Here is a 24,689-nt window from a genome sequence, read left to right as displayed (position 1 = left end):
GTCCCTCCGACCTCCCGGGAGCAGCCCCAGATGGCGAACGACTCCGACATCACCAATGACGAGAAGCCCGGCGAGGACGGCTTCTGGAAGAAGGCCGGCGGCGCCGTGCCCGGCGTCAAGCAGGTCCTCAACAGCGCCGACGTCATCAACAAGGCCATCGAGGACGAGGAGGTGTCCGCGGGGAACGCCGCGGTCACCGTCGGCGCCGACATCGCCAGCCTCGCCCTGGAGGGCTACGCGGCGTACAAGAACCCGCTCGGGATGCTCGTCAACGTCGGCCTCGACTTCGTCCTGGCCCTGTTCGAGCCCGCCAACAAGCTCATCACCTGGCTCTCGGGCGACCCGAACCAGATGCAGGACCTCCAGGAGCGGTGGCGCCAGTTCAAGACCACGCTCATCTCCCTCCAGGGCGAGGTGGACGCGGCCTGGCAGGACTCGCTGAAGACCTCGCAGTCGCCGACGACCGACGCCGCCAAGGACAAGGTCAACGGGATGGCCGCCGCGCTCGGCGGCATCGCCGCCGCGATCTCCCACATGGAGACGCACATCGGCATGGCGCAGATGCTCTCGAAGGCGGTCTTCGAGCTCGTCAAGGCCCTCCTGTCGGCGCTCATCGAGCAGGTCATCATCTACGGCCTCATGGCCCTCGCGATGGCGTGGGCCTCGGCGGGCAGCTCGATCACCACGTTCCTGATGTGGGCGACCCGCCAGACCGCCGTCGACACCGCGACCATGTTCCTGCGGGTCTCGCTCGCGCAGTTCACCGGCAAGCAGCTCGCGCACATCGGCACCGAGATCCTCGGCTCCACGTTCCGGCAGTCGTCCTCGGAGATGCTCCAGTGGGCCGGCGGCATCATCTCGAACTGGGCCGGCGGCATCCAGAGCACCGGGGCCCCGGGCCGCGGCAACTCGACGCCGATCTCGTCGAACCCCTCGGGCGACATGCAGACGTACACGAGCGTCGACCCCGACGAGTTCGACGGCGTCGCCGAGAAGCTCAAGGGCCTCCAGGGGAACGCCGACTCGCTCTCGCAGGCGGTCAACAGCGACACCGAGACCGACTTCTTCACGTGGGGCCTGGCCTGCCAGGGCTGGGTCGAGGGCTACAACACGCAGCGCGTGGAGCTCGCCGGGGACGTCGCGCTCATCTCGCCCGCGCTCGAAGGGAACGCGACGCGGTTCACCGAGGTGGCGACCGCGTACCGCGACACCGACATCCAGGCGGGCGAGGACATCAAGGCCGCCGGAGGGAAATAGTGCAGGGCATCGACCGCAAGGCCATCCCCAAGGACCTCGCCGAGGCGTACGAGCGGGGCCGCGGCGTGTACACGGACCTGCTGGGACGGCCCCTGCGCTCGAAGCCCCTGCTCCACCGGGACCCCGCCGTGGCGCCGGTCCCCTCGCCCTTCGCGACGACCCCGGCCCGCCCGGTGCCCCCGGACGGGTCGGGCGTGCTCCGCCTCGTGCTCGACTCGGCCGCGACCATGCCGGTGGCCGCGGTCGACGGGACCCCCGTGGCCGTCGGCGACGGCACGGTCTTCACCGTGCTGCCCGCCGGGTTCCACGAGGTCGACGTCCAGAGCGGCACCGCGGGCAGCCCCGTCGTGGTCCGGATCGAGGACGGCGCGACCGCGACCCTCGTGTGGCGCGAGGAGGCCGACCGGTACACCGTCCACTTCGGACCGAAGGCGGTCGACGCGATGCCGCTGGCCTCCCGCGTGTACCTCTACGAGTGGGCGGTCGTGACCGTGCTCGTGTGCGGGCTGCCGTTCGGGATCGTCAACCTCTTCAGCCTCGACAGCACCGGCAGTCGGATCGTCCTTGCCGCCCTCGCGGTCCTGATCCTGGCCCTGATCCCCTTGGCGCCGTGGCGCAGGCGCGAACGCGCCCGCCTCGCCGCGCTCCGCCTGGAGCACCAGGGCCCGGGGCTCTCGCGGCCCGTGCACTACCCGTGGGACGGCCCTGAGGACCCCGTGCTCACCGCCGACCGGCCCGCCCTCGTCGGCGACCGGCCCGGGTCCCTCCCGGACTTCGTGCCAGGACGCGGCGCGCTCCTGCTGCGCGCCAGGGCCCACCGGCACCTGTGGGAGGACGGCGACGGCGTCGTCGTCCGCGACCCCGAGCTCGCCGGCCTGCGGGCCGCGCCGCCCGTCGTGCGCATCGACGGCCTGGAGGTCCCCGCGACCTGGGGCAACTGGTGGCACCCGCTGCCCCCGGGCCCCCACACCGTCGAGGTCGAGGCCGAGGGCGCCGCCGAGCGCGTCGAGGTCGACGTCGCCGCGGGCGAGGCGACCGCGGTCCGCGCCGACGCCCACCTGTACGCCCACCGCGGCCCCGAGGGCGTCGCCCGCGGGCCCGCGCGGCTGCGCCTCGCACCCGAGGAGTTCCGCACCGAGTGGATGGGCGACCCCGCAAGGCGGCTCGCGTACTGGAACTGACCCCCCGCGTTCGCTCAAGGAAGGAGAGCCGTCCATGCACGGCGACATACACAGCAAACTGGCCGAGGCCCAGCGGCTCGCGGCCGAGACCGAGGTCGAGGCGGTGTCCGAGGACGGCGCCGTCCGCGTCGTGGCCGGACCCGGCGGCGACGTCAGGGTCATCGACCTGCGGATGAACGCGTTCGAGCTCAGCGGCCTCGAACTCGGCGAGCTGACCGCCGCCACCGTCAAGACCGCCACCGACGAGGCCGACCGCGAGCTGTCCGAGGCGATCCGCCGGACCCTCGCCGACGTGTTCGAGGCCGAGCGCGAGGAGAACCTGTGAGCGACCAGGCGCGGCCCACGCCCGACCAGATCATGGCCGAATTCGAGCGCATGCGCTCGGAGGCCGAGGCCACACTCCGCAAGTACGAGGAGGTCAGCGCCGAACTCGGCGCCGACGCGATCGAGGTCGTCTCCGAGGACGGACTCCTCAGCGTCAGGCTCGACGCCAACGGCAAGGTCGACGCCATCGTCATCAACGAGGGCGCCATGCGCTTCCGGCAGTCCCTCGGCCCCGCCACGGTCGCCCTGATCCGCCGGGCCCGCGAGGCGTACGCCGCCAAGACCGCCGAGATGGCCCGCCGCCTCATCGGCGACAAGATCGACGTCGACGCCGTCCTCGCCCAGTACCTCCCCAAGGACGGCCAGGGCCCCGGCAGGACCCCGCGCTGAACCCGCCCGGCCCGGGCGCTCGCCCGGGCCGGAACGAGGTCGCTACCAGGGGACCGTCGTGTCCTCGTGGTACTCCAGGCCCTCTTGGAAGAAGCCGCCGTTGGGGCCGTCGTCGTCGAGGAGGGCGAGGTCGATCGCGACTTTCGCCGAGAGGGCCGGGTCCCTCCAGCCCTGGTTGTGGTTGAGGTCGGTCTTCGTGTAGCCCGGGGTCATCGCGTTGATCTTGACCGGGCCGTCCTTGAACTCCTTGGAGTAGGAGATCGTCAGCATGTTCAGCGCCGACTTCGAGGCCCCGTAGGCACCGCCCTGCATCTTCGCGAACTCGTGCTCGCCGGTCATGAAGGTGAGCGAGCCGACCTCGCTGGAGACGTTCACGATGCGCGGGGCGTCCGACTCGCGCAGGAGCGGCAGGAACGCGTTGGTCACCGCGATCACCCCGATCACGTTCGTCTCGAAGACCTTCCGCGCCGTCGTGGTCGTCAGCTCGCTGGTGTTCCAGCCGCCGTCCGCGAGTGCTACACCTGCGTTGTTCACCAGGATGTCCAGTGACTCCACCTGCTTCACCGCCGCGGCGATCGAGTCCTCGTCGGTGACGTCGAGGCGCACGAACTCCGCGTCCACCCCCTCGCCGCGGAGCTTCTCCGCCCCCGCCTCGCCCAGTTCCGCCGAGCGGGCCGCCGCGTACACCTTGACGCCCTTCGCGCCGAGGCCCTTGGCGATCTCGTAGCCGATTCCCTTGTTCGCGCCCGTGACGAGCGCCGTCTTCTTTGCCATGGACCGAGCCTGCGCCCGATCCGCCGACCTGCAAAGAGCACTGCTTATGGTGGTACATCCGGTACCTGGTTCCGCGGCGCGAACCGGGGGAGTATTGGCGCATGGACCGACAGCAGCTCGCCGACTTCCTCCGCACCCGCCGCGACGCGATCACGCCCGAGGGCGTGGGGCTGCCGAGCGGGCAGCGCAGGCGGACCCCGGGGCTGCGGCGCCAGGAGGTCGCCCAGCTCGCCGGGATCTCGGTGGAGTACTACATCCGCCTGGAGCAGGCCCGCGGCCCCAAGCCCTCCCGGCAGGTCCTCGGGGCGCTCGCCCGCGCGCTGGTCCTCGACCACGACGAACGGGCCCACCTCTTCCACCTCGTGGACGAGCTGCCCGAGGCCGACTCCGGCCGCGAGGTGCCCCAGGCCGTGCGGAACCTCCTCGCCGGGCTCGACGACTTCCCCGCGTACGCCATGGACACCTGCTACGACATGATCGCCTGGAACGACAAGGCCGAGCGCCTCATGGGCTACCTCTCGGCCCTCTCGGCGCCGCAGCGGAACATCCTGCGCACCAACTTCTCCGGCGACGGGGTCGCCGAGCGCCTGGCCGACCCCTCGATCAGGCGGTTTCTTGCCGACAGCGTCTCGGACCTGCGCGCCTCCTACGCCCGCAACCCCGGCGACCGCAAGCTCAAGGCCCTCGTCGAGGAGCTGCTGCGCACGAGCCCGGAGTTCGGGGAGCTGTGGGCGGACCACCGCGTGGCCGTGCGCACCGCCCAGCGCAAGCGGGTCGTGCACCCCGAGGTCGGCCCGCTGGAGTTCGACTGCCAGGTCCTGGACGTGCCTGGCACCGGGCTCCGCCTAGTCGTCTATGTGCCGCAACCGGATTCGCCCACGGCCGCGGCGTTCAGGAGATTGTCGCGCGTCACTTCCGCAACCCCCGCGCCACCTGTGTAACCCGCCGGCGACGGACATCACCACGACTTTTCACCTCCAGGACTTTTCCTCGTGCGGCGAGTGTTATTACGCTTGGACCCGGAGGCACCGCCTCCGATCTTGACCAGCGACCGGTTCGGCAAGGAAGCAGCCGGTGACAGCCTCAGCGTTCTCACCCTCCTTCTCATCCCACCGGAGCCGCACTCATGCGCATGCCTCTCTTCGCCATGTCCATCGGCGCGTTCGGCATCGGCACCGCCGAGTTCGCCATCATGGGCATCCTGCCCCAGGTCGCCGCCTCCCAGGGCGTCTCGCTCGCCCAGGCCGGCCTCGCCGTCTCCGCCTACGCGGTCGGCGTCGTCCTCGGCGCGCCCCTGCTCACCGTCGCCACCACCCGCGTCCCCCGCAAGCCGCTGCTCATCGGCCTGATGCTCGCCTTCGCCGCCGCGAACCTCGCGACGGCGCTCGCACCCGACTTCGGGTTCCTGCTCGGCTCCCGCTTCATCGCGGGCCTCCCGCACGGCGCGTTCTTCGGCGCGGCCGCCGTCGTCGGCGCCAGCCTCGTCGCCTTCGACCGCCGCGCCCGCGCGATCTCGGGGATCATGTCCGGCCTCACCGTCGCCACGATCGTCGGCGTGCCGATCAGCGCCCTGCTCATCGGCCAGATCTCGTGGCGCTGGATCTTCGCGGCCGTCGCCGTCCTCGGCCTGGTCGCCGCCGCCGCCATCTGGGCCACCGTCCCTGACACCCGCGGCGTCATCGTCCCCACGAAGGCCGCCGACGAGATCCGCGCGATCCGCAGCAAGCGCGTCCTGCTCCCGCTGGTGACCGGCGCGGTGGGCTTCGGCGGCATGTTCGCCGCCTACACCTACCTGACGCCGATCCTGGAGCAGGTCACCGGCATGAACGCCGTCGCCATCGCGATCACCCTCGCGGTCTTCGGCGTCGGCCTCACGCTCGGCAACGTCCTCGGCGGCCACATCGCCGACAAGGCGCCCGTCCAGGGCCTGTTCGCCGCGTTCGCGACCATCGCGACCGTCCTCCTGGCGATGTACTTCTCCATGTCCAACCCGGCGCTGGCGATCACCGGGGTCCTGCTCATGGCGACCTCGTCGTCGCTGGTCGGCCCGATCATGCAGCGGCTGCTCCTCGACGGCGCCCACGCGGCCCCGTCGCTGGCGTCCTCGCTGCACCACGCGGCGTTCAACCTCGCGAACGCGAACGGCGCCTGGCTCGGCGGCCTCGCGCTCTCGCTGGGCCTGAGCCTGACCGCGCCGATCCTCGTCGGCGTGGGCCTGGCCCTGGCCGGCCTGGTGCTCTCGTTCCCGCTGGCCCGCGCGCACGCCGAGGCGCAGGTCCCGGCGATCGAGCCCGCGGACCTGGTCACCGCCTCGTAACCGCGACATAGGAAAAGGGCCCCTCGGCGTAATGCCGAGGGGCCCTTCAGCATCCGTCAGGGGACCAAGACCACCTTGCCCGTGGTGCCCCGGTGCTCCAGGGCGCGGTGGGCTTCGGCGGCCTCGGCGAGCGCGAACGTGTGCACGGCCGGGCGCAGCCGCCCGGCGGCGAGCTCGGCGAGCGAGCGCTCTTCGAGGGCCCGCAGGCCGCCCATCCGCTGCACGATCTTGGGCCCGAGCGCGCCGGAGACGGTGAGCCCGCGGCCGACGATCTCGGCGACCGTCGCCTGGGTGGCCTCGCCCGCGGACCAGCCGAAGACGACCATGCGGGCGCCGAAGCCGAGCCGGTCGAACACGGCGCGGCCGACCGCGCCGCCGACGGAGTCGAAGAACAGGCTCGCCTCGCGGCCGTCGAGGGTCCGGTCGAGGACGCCGGTCCAGTCCCCGGCCCGGTAGTCGATCGCGGCGTCGGCGCCGTTCGCAGCGACCTGCCGGACCTTGTCGGCGCCGCCGGCGAGGCCGATCACGTACGCGCCCGCGTTCTTGGCGGCCTGCACCAGGAGCGTCCCGAGCCCGCCCGCGGCGGCGGGGACGACGACCACGTCATCGGCCTGGACCGGGCCGACCGCGAGGACGAGGAGCGCGGTGCGGCCGGTCCCGATCATCGCGACCGCCTCGCCGAAGTCGACCCCCTCGGGCAGTTCGTGCACGGACTCGACCTCGCGCACGGCCTTCTCGGCGTAGCCCTGGGACCCGAAGCCGAGGTGGGCGACCACACGCCTGCCGATCCACGCCGGGTCGACGCCCTCGCCGACCGCGTCGACGACCCCGGCGGCCTCGCGCCCGGGGATCGCGGGCAGCTCGGGGAGCGGGTACGGGCTGTCCTTCGCGCCGGAGCGGAACGTGGCGTCGAGCAGGTGGACCCCGGCCGCGCGGTTGTCGATGCGCACCTGGCCGGGCCCGGGCTCGGGGTCGGCGACCTCCTCGTACACGAGCACTTCGGGGCCGCCGAACTCGTGCTGCCGGATCGCGTGCATGTCGACCTTCTCTCCATGTCGGTGGGTGTGCGACGACCGTACCGGCGCGCCGACTGGCCCCGCATCCGTCGACCGACTGGCCCCTCAGTCCTTGCGGTGGCGCCCCTGCGGACCGGTCTCCTCGGTGAGCACGAGCGGGTTGACGCCGCACGCGCGCAGCACCCCGCCGATGTCGCCGGGCAGGTCCACGCCGGTCCACCCCTCCTGGAGCCGCGCCCGCTCCTCGGGGGTGAGGATGCGCTGCGTGATCCGGTTGGCGTGCTTGACGACGAGGATCGACCCGACCTGGACGACCGCCTCCTGCTCGTACCGCAGCGACTCGATGAGCCGCGACACGGCCTCGACCAGGTCCCGGTCGACCTGCCCGCCCTGGGGCCCCGCGCCCACGGACGCGTCGACGGCCGCCGCCAGGTCCGCGGCGCGGGTCCGGCGGTGGTCCGACCACGCGGCCAGGCGGAACCGCTGGAAGAACGAGCCGAACCGGGGCGGGTCGGTCTCGGTGACCTCCAGCCCGAGCGCGGCGAGGACCCGCCGGTACGCGGCCAGGACCTCCTCGCGGCGCGCGCCGTCGCCGAGGAACACCACCCCGTCCGCGGGCTCCTCGCCGGGGCCGCGGCCGGTCGCGCGGTACTCGGCGCCCGCGCCCTGCTCGCGCTGGAACGCCCGCGCCGCGATCGACCGCGGGTCGAGGTTCAGGGCCGCGAACAGGGCCGCGGCCTGGTCCCGGTGCGCCTCGGCCGCTTCGGTGTCGCCGGCGGCGGCGTAGGCGTCGGCGAGGGCGGCGAGGCTGCGGGCCTGGCGGAGCGGGTCGGGCATGGCCGCGAACACGTCGACGGCCTGGCGCCCGTACTTGACGGCCGCGCGCATGCGCCCGTCGGCGCTGAACAGCCGGCACAGCACGCGGGCCTTGACCGCGAGGGTCTCGGAGGTCTCGTACCGGCCCAGGTGCTCGACCTTGACGAGAGCGTCGCGGGCGGCGTCGAACTGGTCGGTCTCCAGGTACAGCTCGGCGAGCGCGTACGTGTACAGCAGCTGGTGCCGCCAGCTGCTCACCTGCTCGACGAGTTCGAGCCCGCGCAGGAGCGCGGCCTCGGCGCGGGGCAGGTCGCCGTCGGCGCTGTGGACGGCGGACTGCCGGAAGTAGAGCCGGGCCCGGTAGTACTTGGACGGGTGGCCGCGCAGCATCTCGCCGATCTCGCGGCACAGCTCGTCGGCCGCGGAGATGCGCCCGAGGTCGACGTACAGGCCGGTGAGGGTGAGCAGCGGGTAGACCGTGGTCGGGCCCTCGGGGGAGGCGGCGTCGAGCGCGCGGGCCTTGAGCAGCAGCGCCTCGGCCTCGGCGAAGATCCCCATGTGCCGCAGCACCGTGCCCAGCGAGGTGAGCACTTCGACCTGGACGTACCGCTTCCCGGAGTGCTCGGCCGCGACCACCGCCTCACGGAGCAGCGACACCGCCTCCCGGTACCGGCCCAACTGGATCAACGTCGTGGCGAGGTCGTTGCGGGCCTTGCCCGTGGCGTCCCCGTGCGGGGTCCGGCGCAGGTTCTCCAGGGTCTTCTCGGCGTACACCTTCGATTGGTGCATCTCGCCGGAGGCGTACGCGACGGCGTCGGCGAGCGCGTAGGCGCGCACGGCGTCCATCGGCTCCTCGGACCGCACGCCGGTCTCGATGGCGAGCTGCGCGACCTTGGCGAGTTCGGGCAGCTCGTACGCGGAGTCGGGGCTCTCCTCCCGGTAGCCCGCGTCGGCGAATTCGATGAGGCGCGTGAGCAGGCGCGACACGGTCGGGTGCCCGTTCCATTCGAGGAACGCGGCGACGATGTTGCGGTACTCCTCGACCGGCAGCCGCGCGCTGCCCTTGGCGTACCACTCCACGACCTGCTCCCGCAGGCGCTGGAGCGCGGCGGGGTCGAACGCCGACTCGGCCTTCTGGCGCGCGTACTCGCGCACCAGGTCGTGGAACCGGTACCGGCCGGGCCGGAACTCCTCGATGCGGTGGGCCGCCACGAGGTTCGCGAGGATGCGCTCGGCCGTGGCCGGCTCCCACGTGACGAGCGCGCACGCGAGGCCCTTGGAGAAGTCGGTCCCCGGCAGGCACGCGAGGTTGAGGTACAGCAGCTCCTCTTCGGGTTCGAGCGCCTGGTAGGACAGGTCGAACGCGGCGGCGACGGTCATCGTCGGGTCGCCTTCGACGGCGAGGTGGGCGAGCCGGTCCCGCCCTTCGAGCGCGACCGCGGTCTCGGCGAGGGAGAACCGCTGCCCGTCGAGGTTGGTGCCGACGATCCGCAGCGCCAGCGGCAGACCCGCGCACAGCCGTGCGATGCGCTGCGCCGCCTGGGGTTCGCGCGCGACCCGCTCGGGCCCGATCAGGCTCTCCAGGAGTCGCACGGACTCGTCGGCGTCGAGCGTCCCCACCGTGACCTGCCGGACGTCCCGCAGCGCGGCGAGGTCCGGGAGCCGGGACCGGCTGGTGACGACCGCGACGCACCCGGCCGTGGCCGGGAGCAGCTGGAGCACCTGCTGGGAGTTCCGGGCGTTGTCGAGGATGACGAGGGTGCGGGTGTCGGCCAGGCGCGAGCGCAGCAGCGCCGACGCCTCGTCGGCGTCGGAGGGGATCGCCTCGGTCGGGACCCCGAGCGCGCGCAGGAACCCCGCGAGCGCATCCAGGGGCGTCAAAGGCGCGGCCCGGTCGAAGCCGCGCAGGTTCACGTACAGCTGCCCGTCCGGGAACTGCTCCCGGACCCGGTGCGCCCAGTGCAGCGCGAGCGTCGTCTTCCCGGAGCCGCCGATCCCCGACAGGACCGCGACCTGCGGCCCCGGACCCAAGAGCGCGTCGAGGGCCTTGAGTTGGCCTGCGCGGCCGGTGAAGTGCACGCTGTCGGCGGGGAGCTGCGCGGGCGCGGGGAGGCGCCGGCGCCCGGCGGTCGGCACGGGCGCCTTCGCGGGGGCCTGGAGTCCGGGGTCGTCGCGGAGGATCGCGGTGTGCAGGTCCTTGAGGCGCTGGCCGGGGTCGATGCCGAGCTCGTCGGCGAGCTGGCGGCGGATCGCCTCGAACGTGTCCAGCGCCTCGGCGGGCCGGTCCTCCCGGTACAGGGCCGTCATCAGCAGCTCGGCCGCGTGCTGGCGGTACGGGTGCCGGTCCAGGACCCGCCGCAGGTCCGCGACCACCGAGAGCCCGGTCGCGAGTTCGAGCTCCAGCTCCGCGCGGGCTTCGACGGCGGCGGCCCGCTCCTCGTCCCACCGCAGCGCCCCCGCCTCGATCACCCGGCCGGTGAGCCCGGCGAGCGCCGGGCCCCGCCACAGGTCCAGGGCCTCGCGCAGGCTCTCCAGTCCCGCTTCGGGTTCGGAGGCCGCGACCTGCTCGCGGGCGATGCGCGCGGCCCGCTGGAAGCGGAGCGCGTCGAGCTTCTCGGGCCGCACGCGCAGCCGGTACCCGTCCCCGACGGTCTCCAGCTCCGAGGTCCCGGCGCGCAGCAGCAGTCCCCGCGCGTTGGCGACGGTGTTCTGGAGCTGGCGCTTGGCGGTCGCGGGCGGGTCCTCGCCCCACACCGCGTCCACGAGGCGGTGCTGCGGGACCACGTTGCCGGGCTCCAGGAGCAGGACCGCGAAGAGCCGGGGCAGGGTCCGGCCGGGGAGCGGCACGGGATGCCCCTCCCAAGTCAGCTGCAGCGGACCGAGGATCGCGAAGTCCAAGGGCGCCACCTCCCGGGGAGTCGAGGTGCGGCCGGTCGAAATTAGCGGATCGCTCCAGTCTATGGGCATTTCTTGATCATTTGGGAACGCTCGCAAGGCGAATCGCTCAGTGAACGAGCGGTGGCGCTCAGAAGGCGTTCCTGCGTGCGCATCCTGCTCGTGAAGGACTCGTGAACCCTTTGACACCCGAGTATCGGATTCTCGACACATCGAGCAGCGATTTCGAGGAGGAGCGATGTTCACGATGCAGCGTCCCGAAGCGCGGACGAGCCCCCGCGAGGCCCGCGCCAGATTCCGGGACGGACTGGTGGCCCACACCAGCGGCTGGTCGCACGGGTTCGTCCAGACCAACCTGGTGAGCGTGCCGCGGCGCGACGCGATCGCCCTGCGCCGCTTCGCGGTGCGCAACCCCAGGGCCTGCCCCCTGCTGGACGTGGTCGGGGCCGGCGACTACTGGACCGAGCTGGCCGTCGGCGCCGACCTGCGCCGGGACCTCCCGGCCTACCGGGTCTGGAGCAAGGGCGAGCTCATCGCCGAACCCGGCGACGTCGTCGACTACTGGGGGAGCGACCTGGTGACGTTCCTGGTCGGGTGCACGTTCACGTTCGAGCCCTACCTCGAACGCGCCGGCATCCCCCTGCGCCATCTGGAGCAGGGCGTCAACGTCCCCATGTACCGCACCAACCGCAAGGCCCTGGGCGCCAGGCGCTTCCGCGGCCCCGTCGTGGTCTCCATGCGGCCGGTCCCGGCCGACCGGGTCGACCTCGCCGCGTGGATCACCATGGACATGCCGCACGCGCACGGCGCCCCCGTCCACGTCGGCAGCCCGGCCTCCATCGGCGTCCGCGACCTCGCGAAGCCCGACTTCGGCGACCCCGTGCGCCTCCACGACGGCGACGTCCCCGTGTTCTGGGCCTGCGGCGTGACCCTCCAGGAGGCGGTCGTGCAGGCGAAGCTGCCGTTCGCGATCACCCACGCGCCGGGGCACATGCTCATCACCGACCGGCGGGCCAGGCCGAGCGGGTCCGGCGAGATCAGGATCCTCCGGTGAGCGGCGGGACGGTCACACCGCGCCCGCCGAGGCCGAGGCCGCGGCCGGCTCCGGGAGGCGGAACATTCCCAGGAACCGCTCCGCCATCGCCTGATCGCCCTGGACGGTGACGCGCCCGGCGTGCATCGACACGTCGAGGCTGCGCCCGCCCAGGGTCAGGCGCTTCAGCGTCTCCGCGTCGGTGCGGATCACCGCGTGGGGATGCTCGGGCCGGCCGGGCGCGAGCACCAGCTGCGCGTCGATGACCTCGGCGATGAACGGCCGGTCCCCGACCCACAGCTCGAACGCCGCGTCGAAGCCCTGCGCCGACTGCGGCGAGAACAGGCTCCGCATCGACAGGATCACCGCGTCGGCGCTCATCGGCGCGTCGAACGGGATCGCCGCCGACCGGGCGCCCCACCGCAGCAGCAGCACGATCGCCCCTTCGAGCTCCCGGCCCCACTCGGTCAGCTCGTACACCTTCGACGCGGCCGGCGGCGGCAGCCGCCGCTTCCCGATCACCCCGGCCGCCTCCAGCTCCCGCAGCCGCAGCGACAGCACGTTCGCGCTCGCGGCGGGCAGGCCGGCGCGGAGGTCCGTGAAGCGCTTGGGGCCGAGCAGGAGTTCGCGGACGACGAGGAGCGACCAGCGCTCCCCGACCAGGTCGAGCGCGTGGGCCGCGGGGCAGCCTTCGCCGTAGGTGCGCACCGGTGGCCTCCAGAATCCGGCGCGGGACGAACCCGCAGGTGAACCGCAATGCGGTAGTTCCCGTTCATCCTATGGTCCCGTTCCGCGAGCGACAAGTCCTGCGAAATGACCTGAAGATCTCGGAACGGTAACGCGACGTCGGTAAAAGGTGCGTTACCGAGGGCACGTCGCGCTTGCGGCGGGACGGATCGTGCGGCACCATTCAGGGCGTGCCTGAACTGACCGCCTCCTCGCTGATGGAGCACCACGAAGCCGCCAAGACGCTCGTCTCGCTCCTGGAGGGCAACGGCCGCTTCGTCGCCGGCGAGCCGCGATACAAGCGCGACATCACCTCCGCGCGCCAGCACGCGCTCGGCCAGACGCCGGCCGCCGCCGTCTTCACCTGCATCGACTCCCGCGTCACCGCCGAGTCCGTGTTCGACTGCGACTTCGGCCAGCTCCTGGTCGTGCGCACCGCCGGGCACGTGCCCGACCGCGCCGCCGTCGGCTCCCTCGAGTTCGCCGCCGCCGAACTCGGCGTCTCCCTCGTCATCGTCCTCGGCCACGAGCGCTGCGGCGCCATCAACGCCGCCCTCCACGCCGTCGAGGACGACACCCACGACCCGCGCAGCGACTACCTCGTCGAGCAGCTCTGGCAGCCCGCCTCCCAGGCCCTCGCCGAGTCCGCCGAGGGCGAGGACGCGGCCCCCAAGGCCCTGCGCCTCCAGGTCCGCCGCACTGTCGCCGACCTCGGCCGCCGCGAGAACCTCGACGGCGTCCTCGTCGTCGGCGCCGTCTACGACCTCGACACCGGCGAAGTGACGCTCATCGAGGAGAACTGACCGGCCCGGGCTGTCACAATCGGGGTATGAGCGACCAACCCTTGACCGAGGGCGAGATCGACCTCGCCCTGTCCGACCTGCCCGGCTGGAGCCACGCGAACGACCGCCTGGAGCGGACGTGGACGTTCCCCGGCCACCTCCAGGCCCTCGCCGCCGCCACCGGCGTCGGCCTGCTCTCCGAGCGGCGCGACCACCACGCCGACCTGACGGTCAACTACGACAAGCTGCGCGTCTCGGTGACCTCGCACTCGGCCGGCGACAAGGTCTCCGCGAAGGACACCGACCTCGCCCGCGCCGTCAGCGACCTCCTGGGCTGAGCCTCCGCGACGCCTTGGCGCGCAACCCGACCCGCACCGGAAACCTATGTGTACGAACGGTGCGGGCGGGGAACCCTCCCGGTCACACGACCCCGGGAGCACGTCATGGACGCTTTCGCCATCCGCCCCACCAGGGCCCACCGTCGCATGGCCCTCTACCGGCTCGGCCAGGCCCGCCGCCGCGGCGCCATCGACGACGCCGAGTACAAGCTGCGCCGCCAGCTCGCCCGCCGGGCCGAGACCCTTGCCGACCTCCAAGCGCTCCTGGAGGACTTCGCCACCGACTACGAGCAGGGCCGCGACCACTGGCGCTACGGCCGCTGGCGCCGGCCCGTGCGCGAAGGCCACGAACTCGAGATCCAGCGCTTCATCGGGATCTCGCTCGTCGTCATCGCCCTCGTGGTCGTCTTCGCCGTCGTCTACGGCGTCATCGCGGTCGTCGACCGCGTGAACTGACCTGGAAACGAACCGGACGGCGCTGCCGCATCGGCCTCGGCAGCGCCGTCCGGCGCTCTACTCGGGCGCCGTCAGCGCCCGAAGCTTCTCCCCGAGCCCCGCCAGGGACTCCGCGATCCACGGCATCTCCACCGGGGACTTCGACACGAGCGCCGCCAAGCGCTCGGAGTCGTTCTCCCCGTAGATCCCCGTGACCGCCACCCGCACCGTCAGCGACTCCGGGTCGTCCCCGAACGCCGTGCCCGGCAGGACCACCACCCCGAACCGCTCCAGCAGGACCCGCGCGAGGTCCGGGCTCGTGGCGATACCCCAATCGGCGGCCAGCGAATCCCGCAGCGGCCCGAAGTCCGGCCACACGTAGAACCCGCCCTGCGGCGGCATCACCGCGCACCCGGCCTGAGCGAACACCTCCGCCACCGCGTGCGCCACCGACCCGTGCAGGCGCCGCGCCAGCGCCACCCGCTCGACCAGCTCCTGCGGATCCGACCACGCGTACGCCGCCGCGTGCTGCATCGGCATCGGCGTAGAGGACCACAGCTCGGAAGCGGTGCCGCGCACCGACTCCCGCAGCTGCGCGCCCAGCGGCGAATCGGGGAAGCGCACCGCGCCCACCCGCCAGCCGCCCAGCGCGTAGTTCTTCGACAGCGACGTGGTCGTCACGGTCCGCTCCGGTGCCCACGCCGCGGGCGAGGGGAACGTCCCGGGCTCGAACACCAGGTCCCGGTAGATCTCGTCCGCGGCGATCACGAGGTCGAGCTCCCGCGCGACCTCGCACAGGGCCTTGACCGACCGCTCCGAGGCGAGCCGCCCGGTCGGGTTGTCGGGCAGGGTCACCACGACCACCCGCGGGTCGCGCCCGGCCCGGCGGGCCTCGCGCACCGCCGCGTCCAGCGCGTCCGCGTCAGGCACACCGCCCTCGCCCGCGGGGACCGGCACGCGGATCGGCTCGCGGCCGAGGAGCCTCGCCTGGGCCGCGTACGACACCCACGCGGGCTTGGGGAGGACCACGTCGCCCCCGACGGCGTGCAGGAGCGCGAACAGCAGCGGCTTCGAGCCGGGGCCGAGCAGGACCTGCTCGGCGCCGGTGGGGATCGCGCGGCGCGTCCAGTAGCCGGCGGCGGCCTCGCGGGCCGCGTCGATCCCGGCCACGGGACCGTAGGAGATCTGCCCGGCGGCCTGCGTCAGGCGCTGGCGGAGCAAGGGGTGCACGGGGATCCCCGCCTCTCCGAACCCCAGCGCGAGCACCTCCTGCCCGGCGGCGCGGCGCGCGGCGATGGCTTCGTTGGCGGCGAGGGTGGCGGAGACGGTCACAGAGGACTCCTCGTTGGAAAGTCGTTCGGACGGACACCACCCTCCTCTTCGGCAAGCATCATCGCAAGTATTTCTACCTTTCGCCGAGGATAAGATTTGCTTATGCTCGACGTTCGCCGCCTGCGCCTCCTCTACGAGTTCGCCGCCCAGGGATCGATATCCGCCACTGCCCTCGCCACCGGCCAGACCGCCTCCGCCGTCTCGCAGCAGTTGGCCGCCTTGGAGAAGGAGACCGGAGTCGCCCTGCTCGAACGCACCGCCCGCTCCGCCCAGCTGACCGACGCCGGCCGCCGCCTCGTCGCCCACACCGCCCGCATCATCGAGGCGATCGACGCCGCCGAGACCGACCTCGCCGCCGAGTCCGCCGAACCCCGCGGACGGGTCACCGTCACCGCGTTCCCCACCGTCGCCGTCGCCCTCGCCGGCCCCATCGTGCGGCGCCTGCGCCGCTACCCCGAACTCCAGATGGTGCTGCGCCAGCAGCACACCGTCTCCGAGTCCCTGGCGCGCGTGCGCTCCGGCGAGATCGACCTCGCCCTCATCGACGACTGGTCCGGCCAGCGCCGCGCGGCCGCGATCGGGCCGCTCACCTTCCACCACCTCGTCAAGGACCCGCTCGTGGCGGTCCTGCCCGCCAAGCACCCGCTCGCGGTCGAGGAGGCCGTGTCGGCGCACGCGCTGGCGGGGGAGCCGTGGATCGCCTCGCCCGCGGGGGAGCCCTCGCGCACCGCGCTCGACCGGCTGTGGCGGGCCGAGGGGATCACCGCGCCGGTCTCGGAGTTCGAGGGCCTGGACACGATCCTCACCCTGGTGGCCAAGGGCCTCGGGGTGACGGTGGCGCCGTGGATGGCCGCCGCCGAGCGCCGCGACGTCGCCGTGCGCGCCATGGTCGAGGAGCTGCCGGGCCGGGACGTCTACGTCGTCCACCGCACCGCGTCCACGGGCCGCCCGGCGGTGATGACGGTCCTCCAGGCCCTCCACCAGGCGGCCCGGAAGCTCATGACCGCGGCCGAGCGGTTCTGAGGCCCGGTGTCGTACCCCCGAGCCACCCTTGTGCCGGGGGCCCGGGACTCGACACACCCGGCCTCGTGATCCGCTACCGCAGATGCGAAGGCGGGTAAGGAGACTCGCCCTCGCCTCCCTCGCCGCCCCCCGCGCCGCCCCAGACCGCGTCCTCAGGGACCGGCTTCGGGCGGGGCCGCTTCGGCTCCTTCTCCTCGGGCTCCTTCGGCTTCGGGCGCCACCGCACCAGGTACGCCGCCAGCCAGGTCGTGATCGGCACCGCCGCGATGAGCCCGAGCGTGCCCGCCACCGACCGCACGATCTCGGTGGCGATCGTCTGGCTCGTGAGCACCTGCTCCAGCGGCCGGTTCGCGGCGGCGATGAGCACCAGCAGCGGCAGCGACGCGCCCGCGTACGCGAGCACCAGCGTGTTCACCACCGACGTGAGGTGGTCGCGCCCGACCCGCATGCCCGACTTGTACAACCGCGCGTGGCCCCACCGCGGGTTCGCCTTCGCGACCTCGTCCACCGTCGCGGCCTGCGAGACCGTCACGTCGTCGATCACGCCGAGCGCACCGATGAGGATGCCCGCGAGCAGCAGCCCGGACATGTCGATCGGGTACTGGAGCGAGAGGTTCGTCGTGTTCTCGTCGAGGACCCCGTTCAGCTCCGCGAGCCGCACCGCCGCCTCCGCGAGCAGCACCGTCAGCACCAGCGACGCGAGCGTCCCGATCACCGCCACCGTCGTGGTCCGGTTCCACCCGTGCGCCAGGTACAGCGACACGAGCATGATCGCGGCCGCGCCGACGATCGCGACCATCACGGGGGAGGAGCCGTCGAGCACCGCGGGCACCATGAACAGCAGCACGACCGCGAACGTCAGCCCCAGGCTCACCAGCGAGCGCAGGCCCTTCCAGCGCCCGAACGCGACCACCGCGAGCGCGAACGCGATCACCATCGCCCACAGCGCCCCGGCCCGGTCGTGGTCGATGATGTGGAACTGCTGCCCCGAGATCGCGTCCGGCGTGTAGATGAGGATGACGTCGTCGCCCGCCGACACCTCCGGAGCCCCCGGGCCGCTCGGGATGTCGACCACGACCTCCTCCCCGGCGTGCTCGCCGCTGCCCAGCGTCACGACGACCTCGCCGCACACGGTGAGCACCTCGGCCTCGTCGGCGGTGCACTCGGTCTCGGTCACCGCCAGGACCCGGCCGTCGACCTCGGTCCCGTACTCCTCGCTCTGCGCGTCCTCGACCCCTTGGGGCCACAGCAGGATCATGCCCAGGATCGTGGCGACCGCGGCCGGGACCAGGATCCACAGCGCGGCGCGGGGGACGGCGTCGTTCGGGGCGGCATGGCTGTGCTTCGCATGGACCTCGTTCACGTCGGTGAGCTTACGGTCCCCCGGCCGCCCGGGCGCGCAGCAGCGCGCCCCGAGCGGCCACAGCGGACATTAACCGCCAAACGGGTCCGATCACCTGCGAATTTCCTCTGTAGCGCTCCAGTCGCTGTCCGTCGTGTCACACGTCTACTGGATCGACCCACCGGACCGCGGAGTAATTGCGCCACAAGTGGAGCAGTGCCGGGTCTCCGTGAACGGCGAGGTCGTCGAACGGCAGCCGGTTCCACAGCGCCAGGTACAGCAGCTCCACCGGGCCCTCGATGACGCAGTGCGGGGATTCGACCTCGCTGAACGTCACGAGCGGGCCCGTGTCGGTGGGGTGCACGTACCAGTCGCCGCGTCCCGGCGGCAGATCGGTGGCGTGGATGTGGAGCACTGACGGCCGCAGTGCCCGCACCCTGCTCGACGGGCGGCCGTGGAACCCCAGCAGCAGCTCGTCGATGCCGTCGGCCGCGAAGTCGCGTCCGACCGGTGATATCTCGTCGCCTCGCGCCTGTTCGGCGTCGACGCGGTGAATGGTGGTTTCGTGGGCCTGTCTGCGGACCCAGAAGCGGCGTGAGGACTGGGCGGGGAACACCTGCCAGCACTGGAGGTCGTCGGGCGCGGACTCCAGGACGGCGGCGAGCCGGAGGAGTCCCTCCCTGACCCAGTCGACCAGCAGGTCGTCATGGGGCGTGGGCCCCACGATCCGCTGGAAGTCCTGCTTGCGGGGATCGTAGGGCAGGGCTCCGCCCACGATCGCCGCCGCCCAGCGATGGACGGTCCCGATATGGGTCAAGAGGTCCTTGACGATCCAGCCCGGGCAGGTGGGCACGAGCGCGTTCAATGCGAGTTCCCCACCAGCGACAGCGATCCGCTCCCCTTCGGTCCGCAGCACGTTGATTTGATCGCCGATGTTCATCCCCTGAAGTTTCGCACCTGTGTCGTGAATTACGCAAGTTCGGCTCATGGACCGATACAGAAGCGTTAAACCGGCGCAGCACTGGCGAGTCGGGCGCGAACCACCTCAGAACACACCGGGAACTCCGGACCACTCCCGTTCGGGGCGTAAGGTACGGGGGATGCAGCACCGGCTCATCGTCGTCACCGACCGGCACGGGTGCCCGCGCCCGCTGGCCGAGCAGGTCGCGCTCGCGCTCCGCGGCGGACCGTTCGCACTCGTCCTGCGCGACAAGGACCTTCCTTGGGAGGAGCGGCACCGGCTCGCGTCGGAGGTCGGCCTGCTCATGGCCGAGGCCGGGGGCGTGCTCATCGTCGCCGACCCCGAGGGGCCCGTCGCCGCGGCGCACCTGTCCGCGCACCGCGCGGTGCCCGACCCCAGGCCCGTGCTCGTGGGCCGCTCCGTCCACGCCGGCGAGGCGATCGACCCCGGCCTGGACTACTGCACCTACTCGCCGGTGTGGCCCACCGACTCCAAACCCGGCCACGGCCCGGCGATCGGGACCGCCGCGCTCGCCGACGTCTGCGCGGCGACCCCGGTCCCGGTGTACGCGCTCGGCGGCGTGACCGGCCCCGAGCGGGCCCTCGCCGCCCGGGAGGCGGGGGCGGCGGGGGTCGCGGTCATGGGCGCGGTCATGCGCGCCGGCGACCCGGAGCACGAGATCCGCGCGCTCCGGGGCGCCTTGGTGTGACTAGCGGTCGAGGCCGTTGGCGCCGATGACCCGCGAGTAGAACTTCGCGCTCGCCTTGGGCGTGCGCTGCTGAGTGGTGTAGTCGACGTGGACGATGCCGAACCGCTTGTCGTAGCCGAAGGCCCACTCGAAGTTGTCCATGAGGGACCAGGCGGTGTAGCCGCGCACGTCGGCGCCGGCCTCGATCGCGTCGTGGACGGCGGCGATGTGCGAGCGCAGGTAGGCCACGCGCTCGACGTCGTCGACCTCGCCGTCCGGGCCCGGCCCGGTCGGGTAGGCCGCGCCGTTCTCGGTGACCATCGTGGCCACGCCGTAGTCCTTGTGGATGCGCACCAGCAGGTCGGTCAGGCCGGTCGCGTCGATCGCCCAGCCCATGTCGGTGAACTCCAGGCCCTCGGGGGTCCAGCCCTCGACGCCCACGGTCCCGGGGCCGACCGGGCTCTCGGGCTCGTCGGGGTTCATCCGGAACCAGGACGGGCTGTAGTAGTTGACGCCGAGCAGGTCGATCGGCTGGTTGATCTGGGCGAGGTCGCCGTCCTGGACGAAGGACCAGTCGGTGTGGCCCTGGGTCCGCGCGACCACGTCCGCGGGGTACTCGCCGCGCAGGATCGGGTCGAAGAACACGCGGTTGGCGATGCCGTCGACGATCCGCACGGCCTCCTCGTCGCCGCGGCACTGGGTCGGGTTGAGCACGATCGAGACCTGGTCGGCCCCGGCGGCGCGCAGCGCCTGCACGGCGAGGCCGTGGCCGAGGTTGAGGTGGTGCACGGCCGCGAGCGCGGCGGCGGGCTCGGTGCGGCCCGGCGCGTGGTGCCCGTTGCCGTAGCCCAGGTACGCGGCGCACCACGGCTCGTTCAGGGTCCACCAGGTGTGGACGCGGTCGGACAGGCGCGCGCCGACGATCGCGGCGTACTCGCCGAAGCGCTCGGCGGTGTCGCGCGCGGGCCAGCCGCCGCGGTCCTCCAGCGACTGCGGCAGGTCCCAGTGGTACAGCGTCGGCATCGGCTTGATCCCGGCCGCGACGAGCTTGTCCACGAGGCGGTCGTAGAAGTCGAGGCCGGCGGGGTTGGCCGGGCCCGAGCCGTCGGGCTGGATGCGCGGCCACGCGATCGAGAAGCGGTAGGTGTCGACGCCGAGCGAGGCCATGAGCGCCACGTCCTCGTCGAGCCGGTGGTAGTGGTCGCAGGCCACGGCCCCGGACTGGCCGCGCCAGGTCTTGCCCGGCGTGGCGGCGAACGTGTCCCAGATGGACGGGCCCCGGCCGTCCTCGTTCACCGCGCCCTCGATCTGGTACGAGGCGGTCGCGGAACCCCACAGGAAGCCCTCGGGGAAGGTCAGCTGCGTCATCGGATGGCACCTTTCTCCGCCGCGCAGCCGGGTGGGGGCGCGGCGCGGATGGAAACGAGTTGCCGGGCGGTGGAATGATACGTCATTGGTATCGCTCCCATCGACCGGGTGCGGACAGATATCGATCCAATCGCACCCGGTAACGATTCGGCAATGCACACTTGACAATCAGTGTTACCCAGAGCACCATTGCCAGCGTCGCCCCAACGGCGGGTGAGGCAGTCCCTACCTGGGGTGGAAGTAGTGAGAGCGCTTCCCATTCGGGTCGGGACAGGGAGGCAGTCGGACTCGCCGGGCGCACGGAACACCTGCGAAGAGAGGGAATCCCCGATGAGCAAGACCCGACGTATCTCCTGCCTAGCGGCTGCCGCCAGCGTCCTCGCGCTCGCCGCGGCGGCGTGCGGAGCGCCCGAGGAGGAGGACAACGACCGGGGCGCCGTCCCGGACGACGCCACCGACTGCGCCAACTACGAGCAGTACGGCGACCTGGAGGGCGAGACGGTCACCGTCCTCGGCTCCATCCGCGACGCCGAGGCCGACGAGATGACCGAGGCCTGGGAGTACTTCCAGTCCTGCACCGGCGCCACCGTCGAGTACGAGGGCACCGGCGAGTTCGAGTCCGACATGGCCGTCCGCGTCGACGGCGGCAACGCCCCCGACGTGGCGCTGTTCCCGCAGCCCGGCCTCATGTCCAACTTCACCGACACGCTGGTCCCCGCCTCGGAGGAGCTCACCGCGCTCACCACCGAGGGCTGGACCGAGGACTGGGTCAACTACGGCACCGTCGACGGCACGCTGTACGCCTCGCCGCACTCCTCGAACGCGAAGTCCTTCATCTGGTACTCGCCGTCCTTCTTCGCCGACAACGGCTACGAGGTCCCCGCGACCTGGGACGACCTCATCGCCCTGTCCGACGAGATCGCCGCGTCCGGCGTGACCCCGTGGTGCGCCGGCTTCGAGTCCGGCGGCGCCACCGGCTGGCCGGGCACCGACTGGATCGAGGACATCGTCCTCCGCGAGAGCACCGACCTGTACGACCAGTGGGTCACCCACGAGATCCCGTTCAACGACCCGCAGATCGTCGCCGCGATCGACAAGGCCGGCTCGGTGCTCCAGAACGAGGAGTACGTGTACGGCGGCACCGACACGATCAGCGCCACCGCCTTCCAGGAGGCCGGCTTCCCGATCATCGACGGCGGCTGCGCGTTCATGCGCCAGGCGTCCTTCTACGGCGCCATGTGGCCCGCGGGCACCAACGTCGCCGAGGACGGGGACGTGTTCGCGTTCCGCTTTCCGGAGACCAACGAGGGCGACAACACCATGCTCGTCGGCGGCGAGTTCGTGGCCGCGTTCTCCGACTCCGAGGCCACCGAGGCGTTCCGCCAGTTCCTGGCCTCCGAGCTCTACCACAACGCCCGTCTCCAGACCGGCCCGTGGAGCACCGCCCGCCAGGGCGTGGACCCGGCGAACGCCACCACGCCGATCAACCAGTTCGCGACCGAGATCCTGACCGACCCGGCCGTCACCGTCCGCTTCGACGGCTCGGACCTCATGCCCGGCGCGGTCGGCGCGTCCTCCTTCTGGACCGGCATCATCCAGTGGGTCGACGGCGACAAGACCTCGCAGCAGATGGCCGACGACATCGAGGCGTCCTGGCCGTAAGCGGCCCGTGCGACTGAACGAGAAGCCGAGCGGGGCCCACCGGCCCCGCTCGGCCCATTGCCCGGACACAACTGGAGCCGCTCGACGTGAACATCTCCGCTTACCTCGACCGATTCGGCCTGCTCGCCGTCGGGCTGGTCGCCTTCGCGGCGGTCCTCCTGGCCCTCTACGGCCTCGCCGAACTCGCCTCGCGACGCGACCGCAACCGCGCGGTCGCGTTCGTCTTCCTCGCCCCGGCCGTGCTCTTCCTGCTCATCGGCCTCGTCTACCCGGCCGTCCGCACGGTCGTGATGTCGTTCTACGACGCGAAGTCCGAGAACTTCGTCGGACTCGACAACTACGTCTGGGCCGTCACCGACCCCGACGCCCTCCAGATCCTCGTCAACACCGCGATGTGGATCGTCATCGTCCCGCTGCTGTCGACCGCCCTCGGCCTGGTCTACGCCGTCCTCATCGACGGCCGCGCCGGCGAGAAGGTCTACAAGGCGCTGGTCTTCCTGCCGATGGGCATCTCCTTCGTGGGCGCCTCCATCATCTGGAAGTTCGTCTACCAGTACAACGGCGCCGGCGGCGAGCAGATCGGCCTGCTCAACCAGGTCGTGGTCTGGCTCGGCGGCTCGCCGGTCAACTGGCTCAACGAGTCCCCGTGGAACAACCTGCTGCTCATGGTCGTCCTCGTGTGGATCGAGGTCGGCTTCGCGACGGTGGTCCTGTCGGCCGCGCTCAAGGGCGTGCCGACCGAGATCGTCGAGGCCGCCCGCATCGACGGCGCCAGCCCGTCGGAGATCTTCTGGAACGTGACCGTGCCGTCGATCCGCTCGGCGATCATCGTCGTCGCGGTCACGGTCTTCATCGCCACGCTGAAGCTGTTCGACATCGTGCGCGCCATGACCCAGGGCCACCACGGCACCGACGTCCTCGCCCACAACATGGTCGAGCAGGCGTTCCGCCTCTTCGAGCGCGGCCGCGGCGCGACCCTCGCCGTCCTGCTGTTCCTGCTCGTCGTCCCCGTCGTCATCTACCAGGTGCGGAACATGCGCCGCCAGGAAATGGAGACCCGATGAGCACCCGCACTGCCGACCAGGCCGCCCGCATCGGCGAGACCCGCGGCGAGCGGCTGCGGCGCGTGCTCTCCAGCCGCGCCGCCAGCGTCGTCGCGATCGTCATCGCAGCACTGTGGACGATCCCGACGCTGGGGCTGTTCGTCTCCTCGCTCCGGCCCGACGAGGACATCCGCACCACCGGCTGGTGGAACTTCTTCGCCGACCCGGGCTCGGTCTCGCTCTACAACTACAACTACGTCCTCTACTCGGACTCCCAGGGCGGCGGGCTGATCATCAACCTGATCAACACCGTCGTCATCACCATCCCGGGCGTGGTCGTCCCCGTCGCGTTCGCCGCGATGGCCGCCTACGCGCTGTCGTGGATCAAGTTCCGCGGCCGCAACCTCCTGTACGTGGGCATCTTCGCCCTCCAGGTGGTGCCGCTCCAGATGGCGCTCATCCCGCTGCTGTCGATCTTCAGCTCGGGGCTGCACATCGGCGGGATGACGATCATCCCGGCCTGGGACCTCGAAGGGGTGAACACCCTGATCCAGGTGTGGATCGCCCACTCGATCTTCGGCCTGCCGCTGGCGATCTTCCTGCTGCACAACTTCATGCGCGAGCTCCCGGGCGACGTCATGGAGGCCGCCCGCATCGACGGCGCCAGCCACTCGCAGATCTTCCGCAAGGTCGTGCTGCCGTTGGTGACGCCGGCGATCGCGTCGATCGCGATCTTCCAGTTCCTGTGGGTGTGGAACGACTTCCTCGTGGGCCGCACGTTCGCGCCCGGCGAGGCCACCCGGCCGCTGACCGCCGTCCTCGGCGACATGGCCGGCACGTGGGGCTTCGGCTGGACGCGGCTCCCGGCCGCGGCCTTCATCGCCATCGTCGTGCCCCTGGTCGTGTTCCTGCTGCTCCAGCGCTACTTCGTGCGCGGGCTGCTGGCGGGCTCGGTCAAGGGCTGACGTCCGCCGAGGGGCGGGGAG

The 24,689-nt window shown here is 72.0% G+C and carries 23 protein-coding genes; 15 read left to right on the top strand and 8 right to left on the bottom strand.

Going from position 1 to position 24,689, the window contains the following annotated elements; translation table 11 throughout:
• The first annotated feature begins 30 nt into the window (after positions 1-30).
• From BLS99_RS04905 to BLS99_RS04890, 4 genes are read left to right on the top strand one after another with little or no spacing between them, the layout of a single operon-like run.
• A complete protein-coding gene (locus BLS99_RS04905) occupies positions 31-1,257 on the top strand; it encodes a hypothetical protein (RefSeq protein WP_091044398.1) in 1,227 nt (408 codons plus the stop codon).
• Positions 1,257-2,438, top strand: coding sequence for a hypothetical protein (locus BLS99_RS04900; RefSeq protein WP_091044396.1), 1,182 nt, complete (start codon positions 1,257-1,259; stop codon positions 2,436-2,438). Before BLS99_RS04905 ends, BLS99_RS04900 begins: the two co-directional genes overlap by 1 nt.
• A 34-nt stretch (positions 2,439-2,472) precedes the next feature.
• Complete coding sequence (locus BLS99_RS04895) at positions 2,473-2,763, top strand: YbaB/EbfC family nucleoid-associated protein (RefSeq protein ID WP_091044392.1); 291 nt, start codon at positions 2,473-2,475, stop codon at positions 2,761-2,763.
• Positions 2,760-3,152 carry a YbaB/EbfC family nucleoid-associated protein gene (locus tag BLS99_RS04890; protein ID WP_091044388.1) on the top strand — a complete coding sequence of 131 codons (393 nt, stop codon included), beginning with the start codon at positions 2,760-2,762 and terminating at the stop codon, positions 3,150-3,152. The genes BLS99_RS04895 and BLS99_RS04890 overlap by 4 nt, the downstream gene beginning before the upstream one ends.
• Before the next feature lie 42 nt (positions 3,153-3,194).
• Here the strand turns inward: BLS99_RS04890 and BLS99_RS04885 are convergent, their stop codons facing one another.
• A complete protein-coding gene (locus tag BLS99_RS04885) occupies positions 3,195-3,926 on the bottom strand; it encodes an SDR family oxidoreductase (protein WP_091044384.1) in 732 nt (243 codons plus the stop codon).
• Positions 3,927-4,027: 101 nt separating this feature from the next.
• On the opposite strand from BLS99_RS04885, the gene BLS99_RS04880 reads away from it, so the two are divergent.
• On the top strand, positions 4,028-4,867 hold the full coding sequence (locus BLS99_RS04880; protein WP_091044381.1) for a helix-turn-helix transcriptional regulator: 840 nt from the start codon (positions 4,028-4,030) through the stop codon (positions 4,865-4,867).
• Between the two features lie 185 nt (positions 4,868-5,052).
• Positions 5,053-6,243, top strand: coding sequence for an MFS transporter (locus BLS99_RS04875; protein ID WP_091044377.1), 1,191 nt, complete (start codon positions 5,053-5,055; stop codon positions 6,241-6,243).
• Positions 6,244-6,299: 56 nt separating this feature from the next.
• On the opposite strand, the gene BLS99_RS04870 is transcribed toward BLS99_RS04875, so the two are convergent.
• Positions 6,300-7,280 (bottom strand): zinc-binding dehydrogenase, encoded by a 981-nt coding sequence (locus BLS99_RS04870; RefSeq protein ID WP_091044373.1) that lies wholly within the window; start codon positions 7,278-7,280, stop codon positions 6,300-6,302.
• An 84-nt stretch (positions 7,281-7,364) separates the two neighbouring features.
• On the bottom strand, positions 7,365-11,042 hold the full coding sequence (locus BLS99_RS04865) for an AfsR/SARP family transcriptional regulator (protein ID WP_176953196.1): 3,678 nt from the start codon (positions 11,040-11,042) through the stop codon (positions 7,365-7,367).
• A gap of 166 nt (positions 11,043-11,208) precedes the next feature.
• Here BLS99_RS04865 and BLS99_RS04860 point away from each other — a divergent pair, with 166 nt between their 5' ends.
• Positions 11,209-12,024, top strand: coding sequence for a putative hydro-lyase (locus BLS99_RS04860; protein ID WP_218126251.1), 816 nt, complete (start codon positions 11,209-11,211; stop codon positions 12,022-12,024).
• 12 nt (positions 12,025-12,036) lie between these two features.
• On the opposite strand, the gene BLS99_RS04855 is transcribed toward BLS99_RS04860, so the two are convergent.
• A complete protein-coding gene (locus tag BLS99_RS04855; RefSeq protein ID WP_091044366.1) occupies positions 12,037-12,711 on the bottom strand; it encodes a winged helix-turn-helix transcriptional regulator in 675 nt (224 codons plus the stop codon).
• Between the two features lie 209 nt (positions 12,712-12,920).
• Here BLS99_RS04855 and BLS99_RS04850 point away from each other — a divergent pair, with 209 nt between their 5' ends.
• The 3 genes from BLS99_RS04850 to BLS99_RS04840 all read left to right on the top strand — a co-directional run bounded on the left by BLS99_RS04850 (position 12,921) and on the right by BLS99_RS04840 (position 14,305).
• Positions 12,921-13,532: a carbonic anhydrase gene (locus tag BLS99_RS04850; RefSeq protein WP_091044361.1), complete on the top strand. Its 612-nt coding sequence runs from the start codon at positions 12,921-12,923 to the stop codon at positions 13,530-13,532.
• 26 nt (positions 13,533-13,558) lie between these two features.
• Positions 13,559-13,849 (top strand): 4a-hydroxytetrahydrobiopterin dehydratase, encoded by a 291-nt coding sequence (locus tag BLS99_RS04845; RefSeq protein WP_091044357.1) that lies wholly within the window; start codon positions 13,559-13,561, stop codon positions 13,847-13,849.
• Positions 13,850-13,954: 105 nt separating this feature from the next.
• Positions 13,955-14,305 carry a DUF1707 domain-containing protein gene (locus BLS99_RS04840; RefSeq protein ID WP_091044354.1) on the top strand — a complete coding sequence of 117 codons (351 nt, stop codon included), beginning with the start codon at positions 13,955-13,957 and terminating at the stop codon, positions 14,303-14,305.
• A 57-nt stretch (positions 14,306-14,362) separates the two neighbouring features.
• On the opposite strand, the gene BLS99_RS04835 is transcribed toward BLS99_RS04840, so the two are convergent.
• Entirely contained in the window at positions 14,363-15,616 is a 1,254-nt protein-coding gene (locus BLS99_RS04835; protein ID WP_091044352.1) for a pyridoxal phosphate-dependent aminotransferase, read from the bottom strand.
• A 102-nt stretch (positions 15,617-15,718) separates the two neighbouring features.
• Between BLS99_RS04835 and BLS99_RS04830 the strand changes: the two genes are divergently transcribed.
• Entirely contained in the window at positions 15,719-16,639 is a 921-nt protein-coding gene (locus tag BLS99_RS04830; RefSeq protein WP_091044348.1) for a LysR family transcriptional regulator, read from the top strand.
• 73 nt (positions 16,640-16,712) lie between these two features.
• Here the strand turns inward: BLS99_RS04830 and BLS99_RS04825 are convergent, their stop codons facing one another.
• Both BLS99_RS04825 and BLS99_RS04820 read right to left on the bottom strand, forming a co-directional pair.
• Entirely contained in the window at positions 16,713-18,002 is a 1,290-nt protein-coding gene (locus tag BLS99_RS04825) for a YibE/F family protein (RefSeq protein ID WP_218126248.1), read from the bottom strand.
• A gap of 136 nt (positions 18,003-18,138) precedes the next feature.
• Positions 18,139-18,846: a maleylpyruvate isomerase family mycothiol-dependent enzyme gene (locus BLS99_RS04820; protein WP_176953195.1), complete on the bottom strand. Its 708-nt coding sequence runs from the start codon at positions 18,844-18,846 to the stop codon at positions 18,139-18,141.
• Positions 18,847-19,081: 235 nt separating this feature from the next.
• Between BLS99_RS04820 and BLS99_RS04815 the strand changes: the two genes are divergently transcribed.
• Positions 19,082-19,651, top strand: coding sequence for a thiamine phosphate synthase (locus BLS99_RS04815; protein WP_091044342.1), 570 nt, complete (start codon positions 19,082-19,084; stop codon positions 19,649-19,651).
• Here the strand turns inward: BLS99_RS04815 and BLS99_RS04810 are convergent, their stop codons facing one another.
• A complete protein-coding gene (locus BLS99_RS04810) occupies positions 19,652-20,998 on the bottom strand; it encodes a GH1 family beta-glucosidase (protein ID WP_091044338.1) in 1,347 nt (448 codons plus the stop codon). It lies immediately after the preceding gene.
• 330 nt (positions 20,999-21,328) lie between these two features.
• On the opposite strand from BLS99_RS04810, the gene BLS99_RS04805 reads away from it, so the two are divergent.
• The 3 genes from BLS99_RS04805 (at position 21,329) to BLS99_RS04795 (ending at position 24,668) form a co-directional block, all read left to right on the top strand.
• Complete coding sequence (locus tag BLS99_RS04805; RefSeq protein ID WP_091044335.1) at positions 21,329-22,660, top strand: ABC transporter substrate-binding protein; 1,332 nt, start codon at positions 21,329-21,331, stop codon at positions 22,658-22,660.
• An 86-nt stretch (positions 22,661-22,746) separates the two neighbouring features.
• Positions 22,747-23,724, top strand: a complete 978-nt coding sequence (locus BLS99_RS04800; protein ID WP_218126247.1) for a carbohydrate ABC transporter permease — start codon at positions 22,747-22,749, stop codon at positions 23,722-23,724.
• A complete protein-coding gene (locus BLS99_RS04795) occupies positions 23,721-24,668 on the top strand; it encodes a carbohydrate ABC transporter permease (RefSeq protein ID WP_091044331.1) in 948 nt (315 codons plus the stop codon). Before BLS99_RS04800 ends, BLS99_RS04795 begins: the two co-directional genes overlap by 4 nt.
• The last annotated feature ends 21 nt before the right edge of the window (positions 24,669-24,689 follow it).

It is taken from the genome of Glycomyces sambucus (assembly GCF_900102815.1).
GTDB lineage: Bacteria > Actinomycetota > Actinomycetes > Mycobacteriales > Micromonosporaceae > Glycomyces > Glycomyces sambucus.
The sequence above is the reverse complement of the archived record's forward strand: the minus strand, read 5'-3'. Positions and strand labels throughout refer to the sequence as shown.

Bases quoted from the DNA above. Each gene is read 5' to 3' on its own strand.
- BLS99_RS04875 (WP_091044377.1), top strand. From the start codon at position 5,053: ATGCGCATGCCTCTCTTCGCCATGTCCATCGGCGCGTTCGGCATCGGC.
- BLS99_RS04880 (WP_091044381.1), top strand. From the start codon at position 4,028: ATGGACCGACAGCAGCTCGCCGACTTCCTCCGCACCCGCCGCGACGCG.
- BLS99_RS04805 (WP_091044335.1), top strand. From the start codon at position 21,329: ATGAGCAAGACCCGACGTATCTCCTGCCTAGCGGCTGCCGCCAGCGTC.
- BLS99_RS04870 (WP_091044373.1), bottom strand. From the start codon at position 7,280: ATGCACGCGATCCGGCAGCACGAGTTCGGCGGCCCCGAAGTGCTCGTG.
- BLS99_RS04845 (WP_091044357.1), top strand. From the start codon at position 13,559: ATGAGCGACCAACCCTTGACCGAGGGCGAGATCGACCTCGCCCTGTCC.
- BLS99_RS04885 (WP_091044384.1), bottom strand. From the start codon at position 3,926: ATGGCAAAGAAGACGGCGCTCGTCACGGGCGCGAACAAGGGAATCGGC.
- BLS99_RS04860 (WP_218126251.1), top strand. From the start codon at position 11,209: ATGTTCACGATGCAGCGTCCCGAAGCGCGGACGAGCCCCCGCGAGGCC.
- BLS99_RS04840 (WP_091044354.1), top strand. From the start codon at position 13,955: ATGGACGCTTTCGCCATCCGCCCCACCAGGGCCCACCGTCGCATGGCC.
- BLS99_RS04830 (WP_091044348.1), top strand. From the start codon at position 15,719: ATGCTCGACGTTCGCCGCCTGCGCCTCCTCTACGAGTTCGCCGCCCAG.
- BLS99_RS04795 (WP_091044331.1), top strand. From the start codon at position 23,721: ATGAGCACCCGCACTGCCGACCAGGCCGCCCGCATCGGCGAGACCCGC.
- BLS99_RS04810 (WP_091044338.1), bottom strand. From the start codon at position 20,998: ATGACGCAGCTGACCTTCCCCGAGGGCTTCCTGTGGGGTTCCGCGACC.
- BLS99_RS04865 (WP_176953196.1), bottom strand. From the start codon at position 11,042: ATGCCCATAGACTGGAGCGATCCGCTAATTTCGACCGGCCGCACCTCG.
- BLS99_RS04905 (WP_091044398.1), top strand. From the start codon at position 31: ATGGCGAACGACTCCGACATCACCAATGACGAGAAGCCCGGCGAGGAC.
- BLS99_RS04895 (WP_091044392.1), top strand. From the start codon at position 2,473: ATGCACGGCGACATACACAGCAAACTGGCCGAGGCCCAGCGGCTCGCG.
- BLS99_RS04815 (WP_091044342.1), top strand. From the start codon at position 19,082: ATGCAGCACCGGCTCATCGTCGTCACCGACCGGCACGGGTGCCCGCGC.